Annotated in this window: 7 protein-coding genes and 3 pseudogenes; 8 read left to right on the top strand and 2 right to left on the bottom strand. The window is 73.8% G+C overall.

The genetic code is table 11. The features are described 5' to 3' along the window. The 5 genes and pseudogenes from G5C65_RS04005 to G5C65_RS03985 all read left to right on the top strand — a co-directional run. Nucleotides 1–8653 (top strand): non-ribosomal peptide synthetase (locus G5C65_RS04005; RefSeq protein ID WP_165297190.1); only part of this gene is annotated, 8653 nt, incomplete at its 5' end. After that, nucleotides 8650–10050 (top strand): MDR family MFS transporter, encoded by a 1401-nt coding sequence (locus tag G5C65_RS04000; RefSeq protein WP_165297189.1) that lies wholly within the window; start codon nt 8650–8652, stop codon nt 10048–10050. The genes G5C65_RS04005 and G5C65_RS04000, both read left to right, overlap by 4 nt. 429 nt (nt 10051–10479) lie before the next feature. Next, nucleotides 10480–10792, top strand: a pseudogene (locus tag G5C65_RS38940) (hypothetical protein); the annotation flags it as partial. Nucleotides 10793–10988: 196 nt separating this feature from the next. Further along, a complete protein-coding gene (locus G5C65_RS03990) occupies nt 10989–11804 on the top strand; it encodes an SDR family oxidoreductase (protein WP_165297187.1) in 816 nt (271 codons plus the stop codon). A gap of 5 nt (nt 11805–11809) precedes the next feature. Then, entirely contained in the window at nt 11810–13003 is a 1194-nt protein-coding gene (locus tag G5C65_RS03985; protein ID WP_165297186.1) for an alcohol dehydrogenase catalytic domain-containing protein, read from the top strand. 104 nt (nt 13004–13107) lie between these two features. Here the strand turns inward: G5C65_RS03985 and G5C65_RS03980 are convergent, their stop codons facing one another. Beyond that, entirely contained in the window at nt 13108–14220 is a 1113-nt protein-coding gene (locus G5C65_RS03980; protein WP_165297185.1) for an aromatic acid exporter family protein, read from the bottom strand. Between the two features lie 181 nt (nt 14221–14401). Here G5C65_RS03980 and G5C65_RS03975 point away from each other — a divergent pair, with 181 nt between their 5' ends. Next, the gene (locus tag G5C65_RS03975; protein ID WP_165297184.1) at nt 14402–15043 is read left to right on the top strand and encodes a UdgX family uracil-DNA binding protein; all 642 of its coding nucleotides are present in this window, start codon (nt 14402–14404) and stop codon (nt 15041–15043) included. 87 nt (nt 15044–15130) lie between these two features. After that, nucleotides 15131–16943, top strand: a pseudogene (locus tag G5C65_RS03970) (thiamine pyrophosphate-requiring protein). 84 nt (nt 16944–17027) lie between these two features. Here G5C65_RS03970 and G5C65_RS40675 read toward each other — a convergent pair. After that, nucleotides 17028–17141: pseudogene (locus G5C65_RS40675) on the bottom strand (ATP dependent DNA ligase); the annotation flags it as partial. Between the two features lie 187 nt (nt 17142–17328). Here G5C65_RS40675 and G5C65_RS03965 point away from each other — a divergent pair. After that, nucleotides 17329–17805 (top strand): hypothetical protein, encoded by a 477-nt coding sequence (locus tag G5C65_RS03965; protein ID WP_165297183.1) that lies wholly within the window; start codon nt 17329–17331, stop codon nt 17803–17805. Nucleotides 17806–17862 lie beyond the last annotated feature (57 nt).

Here is a 17862-nt window from a genome sequence, read left to right as displayed (position 1 = left end):
GCCCGGCACGCCGGTGGACGTGCCGGCCGCGTTCGACGCGATGGTCGCGGCCGATCCCCGGCGCACCGCCCTGGTGTGCGGTACCGAACGGCTGTCCGCGGCGGACCTGGCGGGCCGGGTGCACCGGCTGGCCCGTGCCCTGCGGGGCCGCGGGATCGGGCCCGACGACATCGTGGCCCTGGCGCTCCCGCGCTCGGCCGACTCGGTGGTCGCCCTGCTCGCGGTGCTGGACGCGGGCGCCGCGTTCCTGCCGCTGGACACCGCACACCCGCCCGAGCGGCTGCGCGAGTTGATCGCCGACACCCGCCCCGCGCTGGTGCTGACCGCCGGCGCGGTCGACGGGCTGCCGTGGGACACCCTGCTCGACGAGGCCGCCGGGCTGTCCGGCGCCCCGCTGCGGGCCGGCGAACTGGCCGGGCCCCGGCACCCCGAGCACCTCGCCTACGTGATCCACACCTCCGGGTCGACCGGACGCCCCAAGGGCGTGCTCGGCCGGGTCGGCGGCCTGGCCGCGCTGCTGCACCACCAGCGGTCGACGATCGTCCCGGAGGCCGAGCGGGCCGCGGGCGGACGGCTGCGCGCCGCCCACACCTACTCGTTCGCCTTCGACTCCGCCTTCGAGCACCTGGTGTGGCTGCTGTGCGGGCACGAACTGCACGTCTACGACGCCGAGACCACCCGCGACGCCGAAGCGCTGCTCGCCGCCTGCGCCCGCGACGGCATCGACATCGTGGACACCACCCCGTCGATGGCCGCGCCGCTGGTCGACGCCGGTCTGCTGGACCTGCGGCCGGCGCTCCTGGTCCTCGGCGGAGAGGCGACGCCGCCCGCTCTGTGGCGGCGGGTCGCCGGGTCGGGGGTCGCCGCGCGCAACGTGTACGGCCCGACCGAGGCGTCCGTGGACAGCACCACCGCGCGCATCACCGGCGACGAGCCGACGATCGGCCACCCGTTCGCGGGCACCCGGTGCTATGTGCTGGACAGCGCGCTGCAGCCGGTTCCGCACGGCACGGCGGGCGAACTGTACCTGGCCGGGCCGCACCTGGCCCGCGGCTACCTCGGCAGACCCGCGGCGACCGCCGAGCGGTTCGTCGCCGACCCGTTCGGCGCGCCGGGCGAGCGGATGTACCGCACGGGCGACCTGGCCCGGTGGGTGCCCGGACGCGGCCTGGCGTACCTGGGCCGCGGCGACGGGCAGCTCAAGATCCGCGGGCACCGGGTGGAGACCGGCGAGGTCGAGGCCGCGCTCGGCGCGGTGCCCGGCGTCACCGCCGCGGCCGCCGCGGTCCGGTCGTCCCGGCTGGTCGGCTATGTCGTGTCCGCCACGGCCGACGGCGACGCGGTGCGCGGCCACCTGGCCGAGCGGCTTCCCGACCACCTGGTGCCCGCGGCGGTGGTGGTGCTGGACGCGCTGCCGGTGACGCCCAACGGCAAGCTGGACCGCGCCGCCCTGCCCGCGCCCGCGGGGCCCGGCGGCGGCCGGGAGCCGGGCACCGAGCGGGAGCGGCTGCTGTGCGCGGCCCTCGCCGAGGTGTTCGAGGTCGAACGGGTCAGTGTGGACGACGACTTCTTCGCCCTCGGCGGGGACAGCATCTCCGCGATCACCGTCAGCAGCAGGCTGCGGGCGAAGGGGGTCGAGCTGCGCCCGCGGGACCTGCTGGCGCGCCGCAGCTTCGCCGCGCTGGCCGCCTCCTCCGGGACGGTGGAGCACGCCGCCGAGCCGGTGGACGAGCCGACGGGCCCGGTGCCCGCGCCGCCGATCGTGCGCGGTCTGCTCGACCCGCACCCGGACGGGGACGCCGTCGCCGGATACGCGCAGTGGACCGCCCTGCGTGTCCCCGACCTCTCCCACGCCGACCTGGCCGCGGGCGTGCAGGCCGTCCTCGACCACCACGACGCGCTGCGGCTGCGGGCGGGCGACGGCCTGGACGTACTGCCGCGAGGCGCCGTACGGGCCGTCGTCGGCGAGGTCCAGGGCGGGGGCCCCGGCGAGGTCCAGGGCGGGGGCCAGGGTGACGAGGTGACCGGGCTGGCCCACCGGCTGGCGGGAGAGCTCGACCCGCGCTCGGGCGACCTGCTGCGGGTGGCCCTGGTCCGTACCGCCGACGGCACACCGGACCGGCTGGTCGTCGTCGTGCACCACCTCGCCATGGACGGCGTGTCCTGGCGCGTGCTGCTGCCCGACCTGCACACGGCCTGCACGGGCGGCGCCCTCGACCCCGTCGGCACATCGTGGCGGCGGCACGCGACGCTCCTGGCCGAGCAGGGCGAGTCCGGCGCGCGGCGGTCCGAGCTCGACCACTGGCGCGCCGCCCTCGGCTCCGCGTCCCGGCTGGGCGCCAGGCCGCTGGACCAGGAGCGGGACACGGTGTCCACCGCCCACCGGTCGGTCACGGTGGCCTCGCCCGAGGTCACCGAGGCGCTGCTGACCACCCTGCCCGCGGCGTACCGCGCCGGCGTCGACGAGGTGCTGCTGGCCGCGCTCGTCCTCGCGCTGCGGGACCGGGCCGCCTCCGGCGACGCGGTGACCGTCACGATGGAGGGGCACGGCCGCGAGCACCTCGACCTGTCCCGCACGGTGGGCTGGTTCACCAGCGAGTACCCGGTCCGCGTCCCGTCGGCGGGCGGGGTGGACCAGGTGCTGCGCGCCGCCAAGGAGGCCAAGCGCGGCGTCCCCGGCGGCGGCGTCGGCTACGGCGTCCTGCGCTGCCTCGACCCGCAGGCCGCCGCCGAACTGGCGGCCACCCCGCCACCGGACGTGCTGCTCAACTACCTGGGCCGGTTCGCCCCGCCGGCCGGTACCGGGTGGAGCCTTCCGGAGCGGGACGCCTTCTCGGTGATCGAGCCCGGCGCCAAGGCCCTGGAGCAGGTACTGGCCCTCAACTGCTTCGTCCACGAGGAGGGCGCGCCCCGGCTCGCCGTCGAGTGGACGGCCGCGACCGGGGTCCTGGGCGCCGACACCGTGGCTGCTCTGCAGGCGGCCTGGGCCGCGGCGCTGGACGCGCTGGCCGAGCACGCGCTGCGCACCCCCGGCGGCCTCACCCCGTCGGACCTGCCGCTGGTCGACCTCGACCAGTCCGCCATCGCGGCGCTCGAACGCACCGGCGGCGCCGGTCGCGTGGAGGACGTGCTGCCCGCCACGCCGCTCCAGCTCGGGCTGTCCTTCCACACCCTGGTCCGCGACGACCGCGACGCCGACGTGTACGTCGTCCAGGCGGTGACGACCCTGGTCGGCGAGCTGGAGCCGGACCGGATGGCCGAGGCCGCGCGGGAACTGCTGCGCCGCCACCCCGGTCTGCGGATGTACCTGGGCACGGCCGGGGACGACGTCGTACAGGTGATCCCCGCCGACATCACCCTGGAGTGGCGGCAGGACGACCGGTTCGCCGTGGCCGCCCGCGCCGACCTGGAGCGGCCCATCGACCCGGCCCGGCCGCCGCTGATCCGCTTCCTGCTGTCCCGGGTCGGCCCCGCCGAGCACAAGCTGGTGATCACGAACCACCACGCCCTGCTCGACGGCTGGTCGATGCCGCTGGTCGGCCGCACGCTGCTGGCCCTCTACGCCGAGCTGGGCGGCGGCCCCGCCGCCCCCGCGGCGCCGCCGCTCCCGGAGTACTTCCGGTGGCTGGCGGGCCGGGACCGGGAGGCGTCACTGGCCGCGTGGCGGGACGCGCTGGCCGGCGTCGACGACGCGACGCGGCTGGCGCCCGCGAGCAGCGGGACGGGAGTCGAGCGGCCCGGCCGCCTGACCATCGGGCTGGGCCGGGAGTTCAGCGACCGGCTGCGCACCTTCGCCCGCGAGCAGCGCGTCACCCTCACCACGGTGCTCCAGACGGCGTGGGGCCTGCTGCTGGGCAGGCTCACCGGGCGCCGCGACGTCGTGTTCGGCTGCCCGGTGTCCGGGCGGCCCGCCGAGGTCGACGGCGTGGAGTCGATGATCGGCCAGCTCGGCACCACGATCCCCGTGCGCGTGCGGCACGGCCAGGACCAGACCGCGCAGGAGGTGATGGCGCAGGTCCACGCCGAGAGCGTCGCGCTGGCCGAGCACCACCACGTCGGCCTGCCCGGCATCCAGCGGGAGGTCGGCGTCGGCGAGCTGTTCGACACGATGCTGGTGATGGAGAACTTCCCGCTGTCCAGCCGGAAGCGCACCCGCCTCGCACCCGGCCTCGACCTGGCCGCAGTGGACATCACCGACGCCACGCACTACCCGCTGACCGTCATCGTGATCCCCGACGACGAGATCACCCTCGGCCTCGGCTACCAGCCGCGCGCCTTCACCGAGGCGGCCGTGCGCGCCTTCAGCCGCTGGCTGCACCGCCTCCTGCGGGAGCTCGTCGACGACCCGGCGCGGCCCGCGCTCTCCCTGCCGCTGCTCGGCCCCGACGAGCGGGAGCGGATGCTGCACACCGGCACCGGCGCCGTCCCCGCCGAGGTCCGCGGCCACTGGCTGGACGAGTTCGCCGCCTGGGTGCGCCGCAAGCCGGACGCCGAGGCCCTGGTCTGCCGCGACCGCAGCCTCAGCTACGCCGACCTGGACCGGCAGGCCAACCGGCTCGCCCAGGCGCTGATCGCGCGCGGGGTACGGCCCCAGGACCCCGTCGCGGTGCTGCTCGGACGCGACATCGAGATGACCGTGGCGCTGTTCGGCGTGGTCAAGGCGGGCGCGGTGTACGTCCCGCTGGACGAGAGCTACCCGCGGGAGCGCCTCGCCTTCATGCTCGACGACATCGCCCCGGCCGCCGCCGTGACGACCGGCGCCGAACTGCCCGCCGAGCGCGGGATCCCGGTGCTGCGGCTCGACGACCCGGCCACGCTCGCCTCCGCGCCGGACACCGACCCGGCGCAGGCCCGCGCCGGGCTCACCGAGGACGCGCTCGCCTACGTCATCTACACCTCCGGCACCACCGGACGGCCCAAGGGCGTCGGCGTGACCCACCGCGGCGTGCCCGATCTGATCGCGCTGCAGGAGGAGGTCGTCGGGGTCACCGAGCACGACCGCTATCTGCACTTCGCGTCGACCAGCTTCGACGTCGCCTTCTGGCAGACCATGGTGCCGCTGCTGTCCGGCGGCACCTCCGTGATCGCGCCCGAGGAGGTGCGCGTCCCCGGCGACGAACTCCTCGACTACATCGCCGAGCACCGGGTGACCGGAGTGAACCTGCTGCCGTCGTTCCTGGCCGCGATGCCCGACGACCGCACCGTCCCACCCGATGTGTTCTTCGTCGTCGGCGCCGAGCGGCTCGACCCCGAGCTGGCGCGGCGCTGGGGAGCGGGCCGCAGAGCGCTGTTCAACGCCTACGGGCCCACCGAGGTCACGATCAACTCCGTGACCTGGCAGTACAGTCCGGACGACCGCGGGCCGCTGCCGATCGGCCGCCCCGACCCGAGCGTCCGTGCCTACGTCCTCGACGGCGGGCTCCAGCCGGCCGGCACCGGCATGACGGGCGAGCTGTACCTCGGCGGGCCGAGCCTGGCCCGGGGCTACCTCGGCCGCCCCGGCCTGACCGCCGAGCGGTTCGTCGCCGACCCGTTCGGCCCCCCGGGCGAGCGGATGTACCGCACGGGCGACCTGGTGCGGTGGCGGCCGGACGGGCAGCTGGTGTTCCTCGGCCGCGCCGACCACCAGGTCAAGGTCCGCGGCTTCCGGGTCGAGCTGGGCGAGATCGAATCCACCCTGACCCGCCATCCCGACGTGCGCGCCTGCGCGGTGATCGTGCGCGACGGCGGGCTCGTCGGCTACGTCATCCCGTCCGACGGCGCCGCCCCGGACACCGCGCTGCTGCGCGCGTATCTGGCCGCGGAGCTGCCCGACCACATGGTGCCCACCGCGCTCGTGCCCCTCGACCGGCTGCCGCTGAGCCCCAGCGGCAAGCTCGACCCGGCCGCGCTGCCGGCGCCCGAGACCGCTGCCGCCGCGCGGCGCGCACCGGCCACCCCGGCCGAAGCGGTACTGCTCGATGTGCTCCGGGACATCCTGGGCACCGACGGCATCGGCCCCGACGACGACTTCTTCGCCGTCGGCGGGGACAGCATCGTCTCCCTGCAGGTCGTCTCGCGGGCCCGGCGCCACGGGCTCGGCCTGAGCGCGCGGGACGTCTTCGAGGGGGAGACCGTCGCCGGGATCGCGGCGCGGGCCCGCGCCCTCGACGGCGGCGAGGCACCCGCGGTCGGGGACGCGCCGCTCACCCCGGTCATGCGGGACCTGCTGCGCCGCGCGGGGAGCGCGGCGGACGGATTCTGCCAGTGGGTGGAGCTCTGCGTCCCGCCGGGCGGCGACGAGGCGACCTGGCGGGACGTCTGCGACGCCGTCCTGGCCCGGCACGACGTGCTGCGCGCCCACCTGGCGGACGACGTGCTGCGCATCCCGCCGGCCGGCGCCGTGACCGGGGCCGAGGTGCTGACCCGCGTCCGGGCGGCGGCCGGCGACCTGCGCTCCCCGGTCGACTCCTGGATCGCCGCCGCCCGCGCGTCGATGGACCCGCGCACCGGCCCGCTGCTGCGCGCGGCGTGGGTGGACGCCGGCCCGGCCCGGCCGGGACGGCTCGTCCTGCTCGCCCACCACCTGGTCGTCGACGGCGTCTCCTGGCGCGTCCTGCTGGACGACGTGCAGCACGCCTACGCCGGCGGGTCGCTGTCCCGGCACGGCCAGTCGTTCCTCGGCTGGGCGCGTTCCCTGCGCGACGCCGACCGGCGGGCCGAACTCCCGCACTGGCGGCGGACGACCGGCACGCCGGCCCCGGCGCTCGCCCGCCCGCTCGACCCCGCCCGGGACACCGTGGCCACCGCGGCGCACCACGAGATCCGGCTCGGCACCGACGCGACCCGGTCCCTGATCACGGCCCTGCCCGCCGCCTACGACACCACCCCGGACGCCGTGCTGCTCACGGCACTCGTCCAGGCGGTACGGGCCTGGCGCGGGACGCCGGAGCTGCTGGTCGCGCTGGAGAGCCACGGCCGCCCGCCCCAGGTCGACCTGGACCAGACGGTCGGCTGGTGCACCGCCGTCCACCCCGTACGGCTGGACGCGGACGACGATGTGAAGGCGGTCCGGCAGCGGCTGCGCGCCCAGGGCGACGGCCTCGGCTACGGCATCCTCACCACGGCGGGCCTCCTGGACCCCGTGGAACCGGAGGTCGCCTGGAACTACCTCGGCCGGTTTCCCGGCACCCCGGCTGAGGAGACGCCGTGGCAGGCGCCCCCGGACGCCGACCCGCTGGGCTCCGGCGGCCCCGAGTCGCTGCCCCTGCCGCACAGCCTGATGATCAACGCCCTGGTGCGCGACGACGCGCTGGGCCTCCGGATCACCTGGCCGTCCGCGCTGTTCACCGCCGGCGAGATCGAGGACCTGGCCGGGCACCTGCGGTCCGCGCTGCTGCACATCGCCGCCGCGCCCGAGGCCGGGGCGCTGGACTCCGGCCGCCCGGTCGCCGAGGTGCAGCCGCTCACCCCGCTGCAGGAGGTGATGCTGCGGCACTCGCGTACCGAGCGGCCCGACCCGTACACCGTGCAGTCGGCGTTCTCCCTCGCCGGTCCGCTGGACGTCGAGGCGCTGCACGCCGCAGGCGCCGACCTGCTGGCCCGCCATCCGAATCTGGGCGCCACCTTCCCCGCGGGGCCGGCGGTGATCCCCGAGTCGCCCCGGCCGGACTGCCGTCTGTCCGAGGGGCCCGCCGAGGACGTCCTGGCGGCCGACCTGGCCGAGCCGTTCGACCTCGCCGAGGGCCCGCTGCTGCGCCTGACCGTGATCCGCCACGGCCCCGAGCGCGCCGACCTGGTCCTGACCAGCCACCACGTGCTCTCCGACGGCTGGTCCGCTCCGCGCATCCTCACCGAGCTGTTCGCCCTGTACACCGCGCGGGTCCGCGGCGCGGAGCCGGACCTGCCCGCCCCCGTGCCCTTCACCGACTACCTGCGCTGGCGCGCCGGCCACGAGCCCGACCTCGCCGCCTGGACCGCCGAGCTGGACGACCTGCCCGAGGGCGACTACCTGGGCGGCGGCGACCCCGGTCCGGCATGGCAGGAACCCGAAGTCATCGCGTTCGACGCGGCGCTGGTCGCCGAGCTCACCGACCTCGCCGCGCGGCGCGGCCTGACCCGGAACACGCTGGTCCAGGGCGCCTGGGCGGTGCTGCTGGCGCGGCGCTCCGGCCGCGCGGACGTCTGCTTCGGCGCCATGGTCGCCTGCCGTCCCCCGGAGCTGGACGGGGTCGAGGAGATCATCGGGCTGCTGGCCAACACCGTGCCCGTACGGGCACGGCTCGCGGGCACGCTCGCCGACACGCTCGCCGAGCTGCAGGCCCGGCAGCGGGCCCTGGTCGAGCACCACCATGCCGCCCTGCCCGACCTGGAGCGGCTGACCGGGCGGCGCGCGCTCTTCGACAGCCTCGTGGTGTTCGAGAACTACCCGGTCGACCCGGACCGCCTCCGCGAGCCCGCCCCCGGCCTCACGGTCGTCGGAACCCGCTTCCGCGAGGCCACCCACCACCCGGTGACCCTGACGGTCATGCCGGACGGCGACGGCTGGACCGGTGTGCTCGCCCACCGGGCCGGGGTGGACACGGACGGGCTCGCCGAGGAACTGCTCGACCTGCTCCGCACGCTGGGCAGCCACCTCGACGCCGACGTGCGCGACCTCCTGGAGCGCGGATGAGCCCGGACACCGCGCCGTCGGCCGCGCGGGTCGACCCGAAGCTGCTCCGGATCGCGTTCATCCTGGTGCTCGGCACCTTCATGGCCACGGTGGACGCCACGATCGTCAGCGTCGGTATCGACACCCTGGCCGGTGAGTTCGGTGCCTCCGTCGCCGAGATCCAGTGGGTGTCCACCGCGTATCTGCTGGCCGTCGTCGCCGCCGTGCCCGCGTCCGGCTGGCTGGCCGACCGGTTCGGCGGGCGGCGGACGTGGCTCGCCGCCGTGGGAGTGTTCCTCCTCGGCTCGGCGCTGTGCGCGCTGGCCTGGTCCGCGACCAGCCTGATCGTGTTCCGGGTGGTCCAGGGCCTCGGCGGCGGGCTGCTGCCGGCGACCGGGCAGGCGCTGCTCGCCCGGATCGCGGGGCCCGACCGCACCGGACGGGTGATCAGCATCGTCGCGGTCGTCCCGCTGCTGTCGCCGGTGCTCGGCCCCCTGGTCGGCGGCGCCATCCTCGGTACGGCGTCCTGGCCGTGGCTGTTCCTGGTCAACCTGCCGATCGGGCTGGTCGCGATGCTGCTCGCGCGCCGCCATGTGCCCGCGGTCCCGCCGTCGGAGCGGCGGACGGCGTTCGACCTGCGGGGGGCCGCGCTGCTCTCCCCCGGCCTGGCCGTGCTGGTGTTCGGGCTGACCGAGGTCAGCCACGGCCGCACCCTCCCGGCCGCGGCCGGCGTCTCGGCGGGCCTGGCGATGCTGGCCGGGTTCGCCGTGCACGGACTGCGGACCCGCCGCACTCCGCTGGTCGATCCCCGGCTGTTCGCCCAGCCGCCCTTCGGCGCCGCCGCGCTCGCCCTGCTCGTCCTGGGCGCGTCCGTTTTCGGGACGATGTTCCTGCTGCCGCTGTACTTCCAGACGGGCCGCGGCCTCTCGGCAGGGGAGGCCGGACTGCTGCTCGCCCCCCAGGGGCTGGGCGCCGCGGCCGGGTCGGTGCTGGTCAACCGCACCATCGACAAGGTCGCGCCCCGGGCCCTGGTGGTCACCGGCATCGTGCTGATCCTCGTGGGTACGGTTCCGTTCACCCAGCTCGGCCACCGGCCCACGGACGCGCTGATCGCCTCGGCGCTCGTGGTCCGCGGCGTCGGGATGGCGATGGTCAGCGCACCCGTGATGAACATCGTCTACAGCCGCATCGAGCCCGCGCATCTGCCCCGCGCGGCCGGGGCGCTCAACCTGCTCAACACCGTCGGCGGCTCGATCGGCACGGCGGCTCTCGCCGTGGTCCTGCAGAACCGGCTGACCGCCCGCGGCCCGGACATCGCCCAGGCGTTCGCCGACACCTTCTGGTGGGTGCTCGGCCTGTGCCTGCTCGCCGCCGCCGGGGCCACGAGGCTGCCCCGAACCCACGTCGGGAAGTCATGACGCGCCCGCTGCCCACGTCCGGACGAACCGTCGTGGAGCTGAACGGTCAGCCCCTCCCCCCCCGTGCCGGGGGGCCGACACGGAGAGCGCAGCGCACGTGGACGTCGACGTCCGCTGCGACAGCGTCAGGGTTCGTGCGCGCCACTGCGGCCAACTCCGGGTCGGCCTCCAGACCGACCACCCGCCCGGGGTCGAGCATGTCGGCCACCACGGACGGACCCGAGAGGCTGGAGGTCACCCATCGCCACCCGTCACGTCGTGCTTGTCCTAGGCGACATGATCGGTGATCTCACCCTCCAGGGCAGACTCCAGCACCCGCTTGGTCAGCTGCAGCCCGTCCGACCGGGCCCGGTCGACCAGCGGGACAGCGAGTGCCGGGGTCTTCTAGCGCAGGGTTGAGATGCCGGCGAGAAGGAGGTCTACCCCGACGTCACCGCCGTGCGGGCCCTCGGCGACGGCCGCCACCAGGCCGACTTCGCCGACAGCGCCGCCGCCGTCGCGGACCTGCTCGTCGGCGCCGACGGAGCCTGGTCGCGCGTACGACCGCTGCTCTCGAAGGCCGCTCCGGAGTACTTCGGCGTCTGCAGCGTGGCGCTCACCGCCCTGATCGCCGACCGCAACACCCGCCTGCCCTGCGCCCCCTCTTCACCCTGCCGGCCGGGACCGCTGGGACCGCGTGCCTGGGGTGACCCTGCTCGGCGATGCCGCCCGCCTCCGGGCGCCGAACGGCGAAGGCGCCAACTCCGTGGCAACCTGCCCCATGCCTTCGTCGACGATGCCGGCAGCCCGAGAGCCCCGGGAAGGCAGCGCAGTCCCGCAAGAAGCCGGACGTGAAGCACGCGAAGAAGAAGGGCAAGCGCTGAGGGGCAGGTTTCATCCCGGCCCCCGAGTGTTACCCGGCGAACCCAGAGCCTCGTGCGCAACCCCGGGAGGCCCATATGCCCACCGCAGTGATCACCGGCTCCGACTCCGGCATCGGGCGCACGACCGCCGTGCGCCTGGCCGAGCGGGGCATGGACATCGGCATCACCTGGAACAGCGACAGGGCGGGCGCCGAGGAGGCGGCCGAGGAGGTCCGGGCACAGGGCCGCCGGGTGGCCGTCGCTCACCTGGACCTGACGCGGTTGCCCGAGGCGGCGGACGTCATCGACGCGTTCGCCGACCAGCTGGACGGCCTCGACGTGCTGGTCAACAACGCCGGCACGGGGCCGAGCGGTACGCCGTACACCGACATCGGGCTCGAACAGCTGCGTACCGTCATCGACATCGACCTCATGGGCCCCTTTCTGTGCGGGCAGCGGGCCGCGCAGCTGATGATCGAGCAGGGCAGGGGCGGCTGCATCGTCAACGTCACGAGCGTCCACGAGCATCAGCCGCGCGTCGGTGCGGCCTCGTACTGCGCGGCCAAGGGCGGGCTCGGGCTGCTCACCCAGGTGATGGCCCTTGAGCTGGCCGAGCACGGGATCCGCGTCAACGCCGTCGCGCCCGGGGAGATTTCGACCCCGATGACGGGGCAGGGCGACGTCGACCCGCACTCCGAGGAGCGTCCCGGCATCCCGCTCGGGCGGACCGGCCACGCACATGAGGTCGCCGCCGTGATCGCGTATCTAGCCGACGCCGACGCCGGCTCCGGTTATGTCACGGGCGGCTCGTGGGCCGTGGACGGCGGCATGCTCCGCATGGGCCCACAGGCCGGCTCCCACCTGGAGAGCGACGCCTGGCGGCCCGACGCGCGTGACTCCGCCGGGCGGTGACGCTGATGCGGGCGTGTGTCTGGCACGGCAGGCGGGACGTACGGGTCGAGGACGTTGCAGACCCGGTGATTCGGGAGCCGCAGGACGCCGTCGTACGGGTCACGTCGAGCGGGCTGTGCGGCTCCGACCTGCACCTGTACGAGCCGCTTGCGCCCTTCATGGAGGCCGGTGACATCCTGGGGCACGAGCCGGTGGGCGTCGTCGAGGAGACCGGCAGCGCGGTGGACGGGCTCGCGCCGGGCGACCGGGTCGTCATCCCGTTCCAGATCGCGTGCGGCTCGTGTTTCATGTGCAAGCGGAACCTGCAGACCCAGTGCGAGACGACGCAGGTCCACGAGTACGGCACCGGCGCCGCCCTCTTCGGCTATACGAAGCTCTACGGCGGCGTCCCTGGGGCGCAGGCCGAGTATCTGCGGGTGCCCCAGGCGCACTACGGCCCCGTGAAGGTCCCCCACGGGCCGCCGGACGACCGGTTCCTCTTCCTCTCCGACGTGCTGCCCACCGCCTGGCAGGCCGTCGCGTACGCCGACGTACCCGCGGGCGGCACCCTGACCGTACTGGGGCTCGGCCCGATCGGCGAGATGGCCTGCCGTGTCGCGCTCCACCAGGGCCTTCGGGTCATTGGCCTGGACATCGTGCCCGAACGCGTGGCACGGACCCGTGCCCAGGGCGCGGAGGTCGTCGACCTGGCCGTGGTGGACGCCCCCGTCGAGGCCGTGCGCGCCCTGACGTCCGGCCGCGGCCCCGAGTCCGTCGTCGACGCCGTCGGCATGGAAGCCCACGGCAGCCCCGGCGTCGAAGTGCTCCACGAGATGACGGGCCTGCTGCCGCCGAAGCTCGCGGAGAAGGCCATGACCCGCGCGGGCGTCGACCGGCTGGCCGCGCTGCACCTGGCCGTCGACATGGTCCGCCGCGGCGGCACCATCTCGGTCAGCGGCGTCTACGGCGGCACGAAGGACCCGCTGCCCATGCTGTCGCTCTTCGACAAGCAGGTCCAGCTCCGCATGGGCCAGGCCAACGTCCGCCGATGGGTCCCCGGCATCCTCCCGCTGCTGACGGACCAGGACCCCCTGGGCGTGGACGACTTCGCCACGCACCATGTCCCGCTGTCCGAGGCCCCGCAGGCTTACGCGACATTCCAGGAAAAGGCGAACGGCACCGTCAAGGTCGTCTTCCGGCCCCATGGCCGACTCTGCTGACCCTTCGGCGGCTTGATCTGCCCCCCTCCCCAGTAGCTGGTGGCGGTCCTCCTCGTACGGCGGCCTTGGAGCAGAAACGGGGAATATCCCGAACGGGGCGCCGCTCACGGCGTGTCGGGGCGCACGGCCCCGCTCCGGTGGGCCCGGCGCAGCTCCTCGGCCAAGCGGCAGGCGTCGGTCAGCAGCGCGCCGAGGGAGGGCCAGGCCCCGTTGCCGGCGTGGAGCTCCAGATCGTGGCAGCGCTCGGTGCAGCGGTCCACCACGCGGTGCAGTTCTTCATGGGATTCCCTCCCGGCGCCGCCGGTGTACCGTACGCCGTCAGCCGCCGAGGACAGCACGTCGGCATAGCCTTCCAGGAATACCCGGTCACCCGCCGGGTCCTCCGCGAGGCGGGCGTCCAGGACCACGGCCATGCTCCGCACCTGTTCCACGACACGGGCCAGCGATTCGACCATGGTGCGGTAGCCGAAGAAGGTCGCCGGGAGATTCCTGCAAAAGAGGCGACGCGGGTTGTAGCTGACGCTTTCCGCACCGTGCTCCACCGCCGTGCGCGCCTTGCTGACACTGCTGTCCAAGCTGCGTGCCCGATGCAGCCAGTCGCCGGAATCCGCATTCTCGCCGTCCCGCAGACCGGCAGCCATGTCATCCAGCAGCCGGGAAACAGCCGTAGACAACTGTTCGATGCCCCGGTCCGCCGTGGCATATCGCATCGGAGGCAGCAGCAACAGATTCACGGCCAGGCCGACGGCGGCGCCGAGCAGGACCATGGAGACGATGTGCCACAGCATTCTCCCGTCCGTGCCGCCCATCAGGGCCTGGTAGGCGAAGACTCCGGCGACGGGAGCCTGGCCCCCCATCACGCCGAGATGCCGCCAGCGCCCCACGAGCAGCCCGACGACGAGCATGGCCGCGAAACCGGCGAGGTTCTCCCCGAGCAGTGGATTCGCGGCCCCGGCCGCCAGCACTCCGGCGACGAGTGCCGCCACGTACTGCCCGGCGTGCAGCAGGGATCGGTACACCGTGAACTGCACGACGAGGAGAGCGACGAACGGCGCGTACGTGGGTTGTGGCGAGCCGATCACGTAGTGCGCCAGCGCCCATCCGAGCACCCCGGCCAGGGCGCTCTTCACCAGCAGCAGCGCGATGTCGCGTTCGTGCCCGGCATAGTCACGGGCCCGCTGCAGCCGTTGCCGCGATCTCGTTACGGGGTTTACCACAGCAGCTCCACTCCCCGGAGACCTGGCGTCGTCCGCGTGGAGAGGGGTACCCAGCTGACTGAAGTCGACCAGAACACGTTCACGAAGAAGAAAATCAGGACAGGATGAGGCGAATGAAGACGCAGCCGAGGGTTTCGTCAGTGCCGAGTCGTCCGGTTGGCGGCCGCCCCGGGGGTTCGACGTGAGCCGGCCCGAGGCATACGATGCCGCGCCTTTCGTACCCGAGGCCGCCGGGATCGAAGAGCTGCGCGAAGCCGCCGCGGACTGTGCGGGCTGCCCGCTGTTCCGCGAGGCCACACAGACCGTGTTCGGCGCGGGCCCGGCGTCCTCCCGGGCCGTCCTGCTGGGCGAGCAGCCCGGCGACCAGGAGGACCGCAAGGGGGAGCCCTTCGCGGGGCCCGCCGGCGGGATGCTGCTGCGCGCCTGCGAGGAGGCCGGCGTCGACCGGGACCAGGCGTACGTGACCAACGCGGTGAAACACTTCAAGTTCGCCAGGGAAGGTCACGGCAAGCAGCGCATCCACAAGTCGCCCAGCCTGCGCGAGCTGACCGCCTGCAAACCGTGGCTGGAGGCCGAACTCCGGGCCGTTTCCCCCGAGGTGGTCGTGACACTGGGCGCCACGGCGGGCAAGGCCCTGTTCGGCTCCGCCTTCCGGGTGACGAAGGAGCGCGGCACGGTGCTGGAGGCCCCGGGCGGGCTGGAGACCGGCGTGGTCGTCCCGACGATCCACCCCTCGGCCGTCCTGCGCGCCGGCGAGAACCGCGATGAGGTGTACGCGGGCCTGGTGTCCGACCTCAGGGTGGCGGCCGACGTGCTGGGCTGAGGGCGGGTGTTTGATACCGCGTTTCCGGAGCACTCGGAGGCGCGGCTGGCGCGTGGAGCGAGACGACGCGCGTGGAGGGAGACGACGATGGCGACGCAGGTTGCCGATTTCGTTCTGGGACGGCTATCGGCCTGGGGAGTCCAGCGCGTTTACGGCTATCCGGGTGACGGCATGAACGGGTTGCTCGGGGCTTTCGACCGGGCTGCGGGTGACCCGGAATTCATTCAGACGCGGCACGAGGAGATGGCCGCGTTCATGGCGTGCGGACACGCGAAGTTCACGGGACAGGTCGGTTGCTGCGTAGCCACATCCGGGCCCGGCGCGATCCATCTGTTGCATGGCCTGTACGACGCGAAACTGGACCATCAGCCGGTCGTCGCCATCGCCGGCCAGCAGAAACGGCTGTGCCTGGGCTCGCACTACCAGCAGGAGGTCGCCCTCGAACAGCTGTTTACGGATGTGTCCGAGTTCTGCCAGATGGTCGTCCACCCGGCGCAGGCGCGGCACGTCATCGACCGGGCGTTCAAGACGGCGCTGACCACCCGCTCGGTCGCGACCGTCATCATCCCGGAGGACATCCAGGAGCTGAGCGCCCAGCCTTCACCGCCCAAGGAGCACGGGGCCGTCTTCTCCAGCGTCGGCTGGAGCCGGCCGCGGATCCTGCCGGATGAGGGGGAGCTGCACCGAGCGGCCGAGGTGCTCAACGCCGGCAGCAGGGTGGCCATGATCATCGGGCAGGGCGCTGCATCAGCCGGAGCCGAGGTCGTCGAGGCCGCCGAGCTGCTCGGCGCGGGCGTCGCCAAGGCGCTCCTCGGGCGCGCGGTGCTCCCCGACGACCTGCCCTTTGTCACGGGCCCCCTGGGCCTCCTCGGGAGCAGGCCCAGCGATGAGATGATCCGGGGCTGCGACACCCTGCTCATGGTGGGTACAAGCTTCCCCTACGCGGAGTGGCTGCCCGACGAGGGGCAGGCCCGGGGCGTGGAGATCGACATCGACGGCCGCATGATCGGCATCCGCTACCCGATGGAAGCCCACCTCGTCGGGGATGCCGAGGAAACGCTGAAGGCGCTCATCCCCCTGCTGCGGCGGAAGGAGGATCGAGCCTGGCGGGAGACGATCGAGAAGAACGTGGCCGAGTGGAACACGGTTCTGGCCAAGCGGGCCGGACAGAGCTTCGGCGGGATGGTCAACCCGCAGGCCGTGGCGCAGGAGTTGTCGGAGCGCCTGCCCGACGGCAGCATCATCACGGCGGACTCGGGATCGGGTACCAACTGGTGGGCCCGGCACCTCAGGCTGCGCCACGGCATGGACGCCTCGCTGTCCGGCACGCTGGCCACCATGGGACCCGCCACGCCCTACGCGATCGCTGCCCGGTTCGCCCATCCGGAGCGCCCGGTCATCGCCTTCGTCGGGGATGGCGCGTTCCAGATGAACGGCATGAACGAGATGATCACCGTCAAGCGCTACTGGGACCGGCTCGCCGGCGGTGCGCCGTTCGTCTTCTGCATCTTCAACAACCAGGACCTCAACCAGGTCACCTGGGAGCAACGCGCCATGGCTCGACCCGAAGTTCCCCGGCTCCCAGGACATCCCCGATGTGCCGTACGCGAAGTACGCCGAGCTGCTGGGGCTGACGGGCATCCGCTGCGAGGAACCCCGCCGGGTCGGGGCGGCCTGGGAGGAGGCGCTGGCCAGCGACCGGCCCGTCATACTGGAGTTCAAGACCGATCCGCAGATCCCGCCCATGCCACCGCACATCAAGAGCGAGCACGCCAAGAAGGGCGCCAAGGCGGCGCTGCACGACCCGGAGAAGACCGGTATCGCGGTCCGCGGGGCCCGGCAGCGGCTTGCCGAGGCCGCCGAGCATCTGCGGGGCCGCGGTAGCCGACCGGAGTCCTGACGGCAGGCGCGCAGCGGCCGTCTTCGCCGAGTCGCTGCCGGCCCCTGTCCACTCGGTGAAGCCGAACTCGGCGAACAGCGAGCGTGACCGGGCCGGCCTGTCGAGCTTGTCGCCGAGCCAGTCCAGGGTCTCCTCGCCGTAGCCGGTGCCGACCTCGCCCGCGTAGCCCAGGTCGCCGCCGTCGTGGCAACCGACCAGCAGGGCTCACCTCTGCTCCGGTGCCGCTCGCCCCGCGGTTCGCCACTGCGTTCGACGATGCGGCACGGCTGGCCCATGGTCGCCGGTCGTCGACCGGTTGCGCGGTCGTGCCGGGCTGGACGCGAGAGCCGTGACGGGTGGATTCCGCCTGCCGTTCCCGTAGGGGCCAGAATGAAAGGATCTGTCCGTGTCTGAAGAACGGGCGGCAGAGCAGGGCCACGTGCCCGGCATGCTCGGCATCTACGGCCGCGGCGTACGCACAGCGCTGCGGGACAACGCGACCGCGTACGGTTTCTCGATCTCGATCACGGCGGCCTACGGGCTTGCCACCGGTGCCCGGGGTACGGCGACCGCCGAGGAGACGGTCGGCTTCGCACTGGGTTCCGCTCTTGCTTTCCTGCTGGTCGGATTGGTCTTTCTGGTCGTCTTCCGGCGCGCCGGTCTGGCAGAGGGCGAGCAGGAGACGACTCTCGGCGGCATTATCGACGTGCTCTCGGTGGCCGTCGCCGTGACGGCGGCATACGGACTGTCCCGTGTCCCCGGCTTCGCGGCGTGGCCCCTGACCGGCCTCGGCACGGTCACCGCGTATCTCCTCGCCGGCGGCCTGGACGTGGTTCTGGCCCGCCTCACCGCGCGGCACATCACGCTGGGCGAGAGGGATTAGTGGAGAGCTGGCACCCCGGACCCACGGGTGGCTGAGCACTGTCATGCACGGAGTTCG

It is taken from the genome of Streptomyces boncukensis, assembly GCF_011045075.1.
In the GTDB taxonomy this organism is placed as follows: Bacteria; Actinomycetota; Actinomycetes; order Streptomycetales; family Streptomycetaceae; genus Streptomyces; species Streptomyces boncukensis.
Note: the sequence above shows the minus strand (reverse complement) of the source record. Positions and strands in the feature narration are given on the sequence as shown.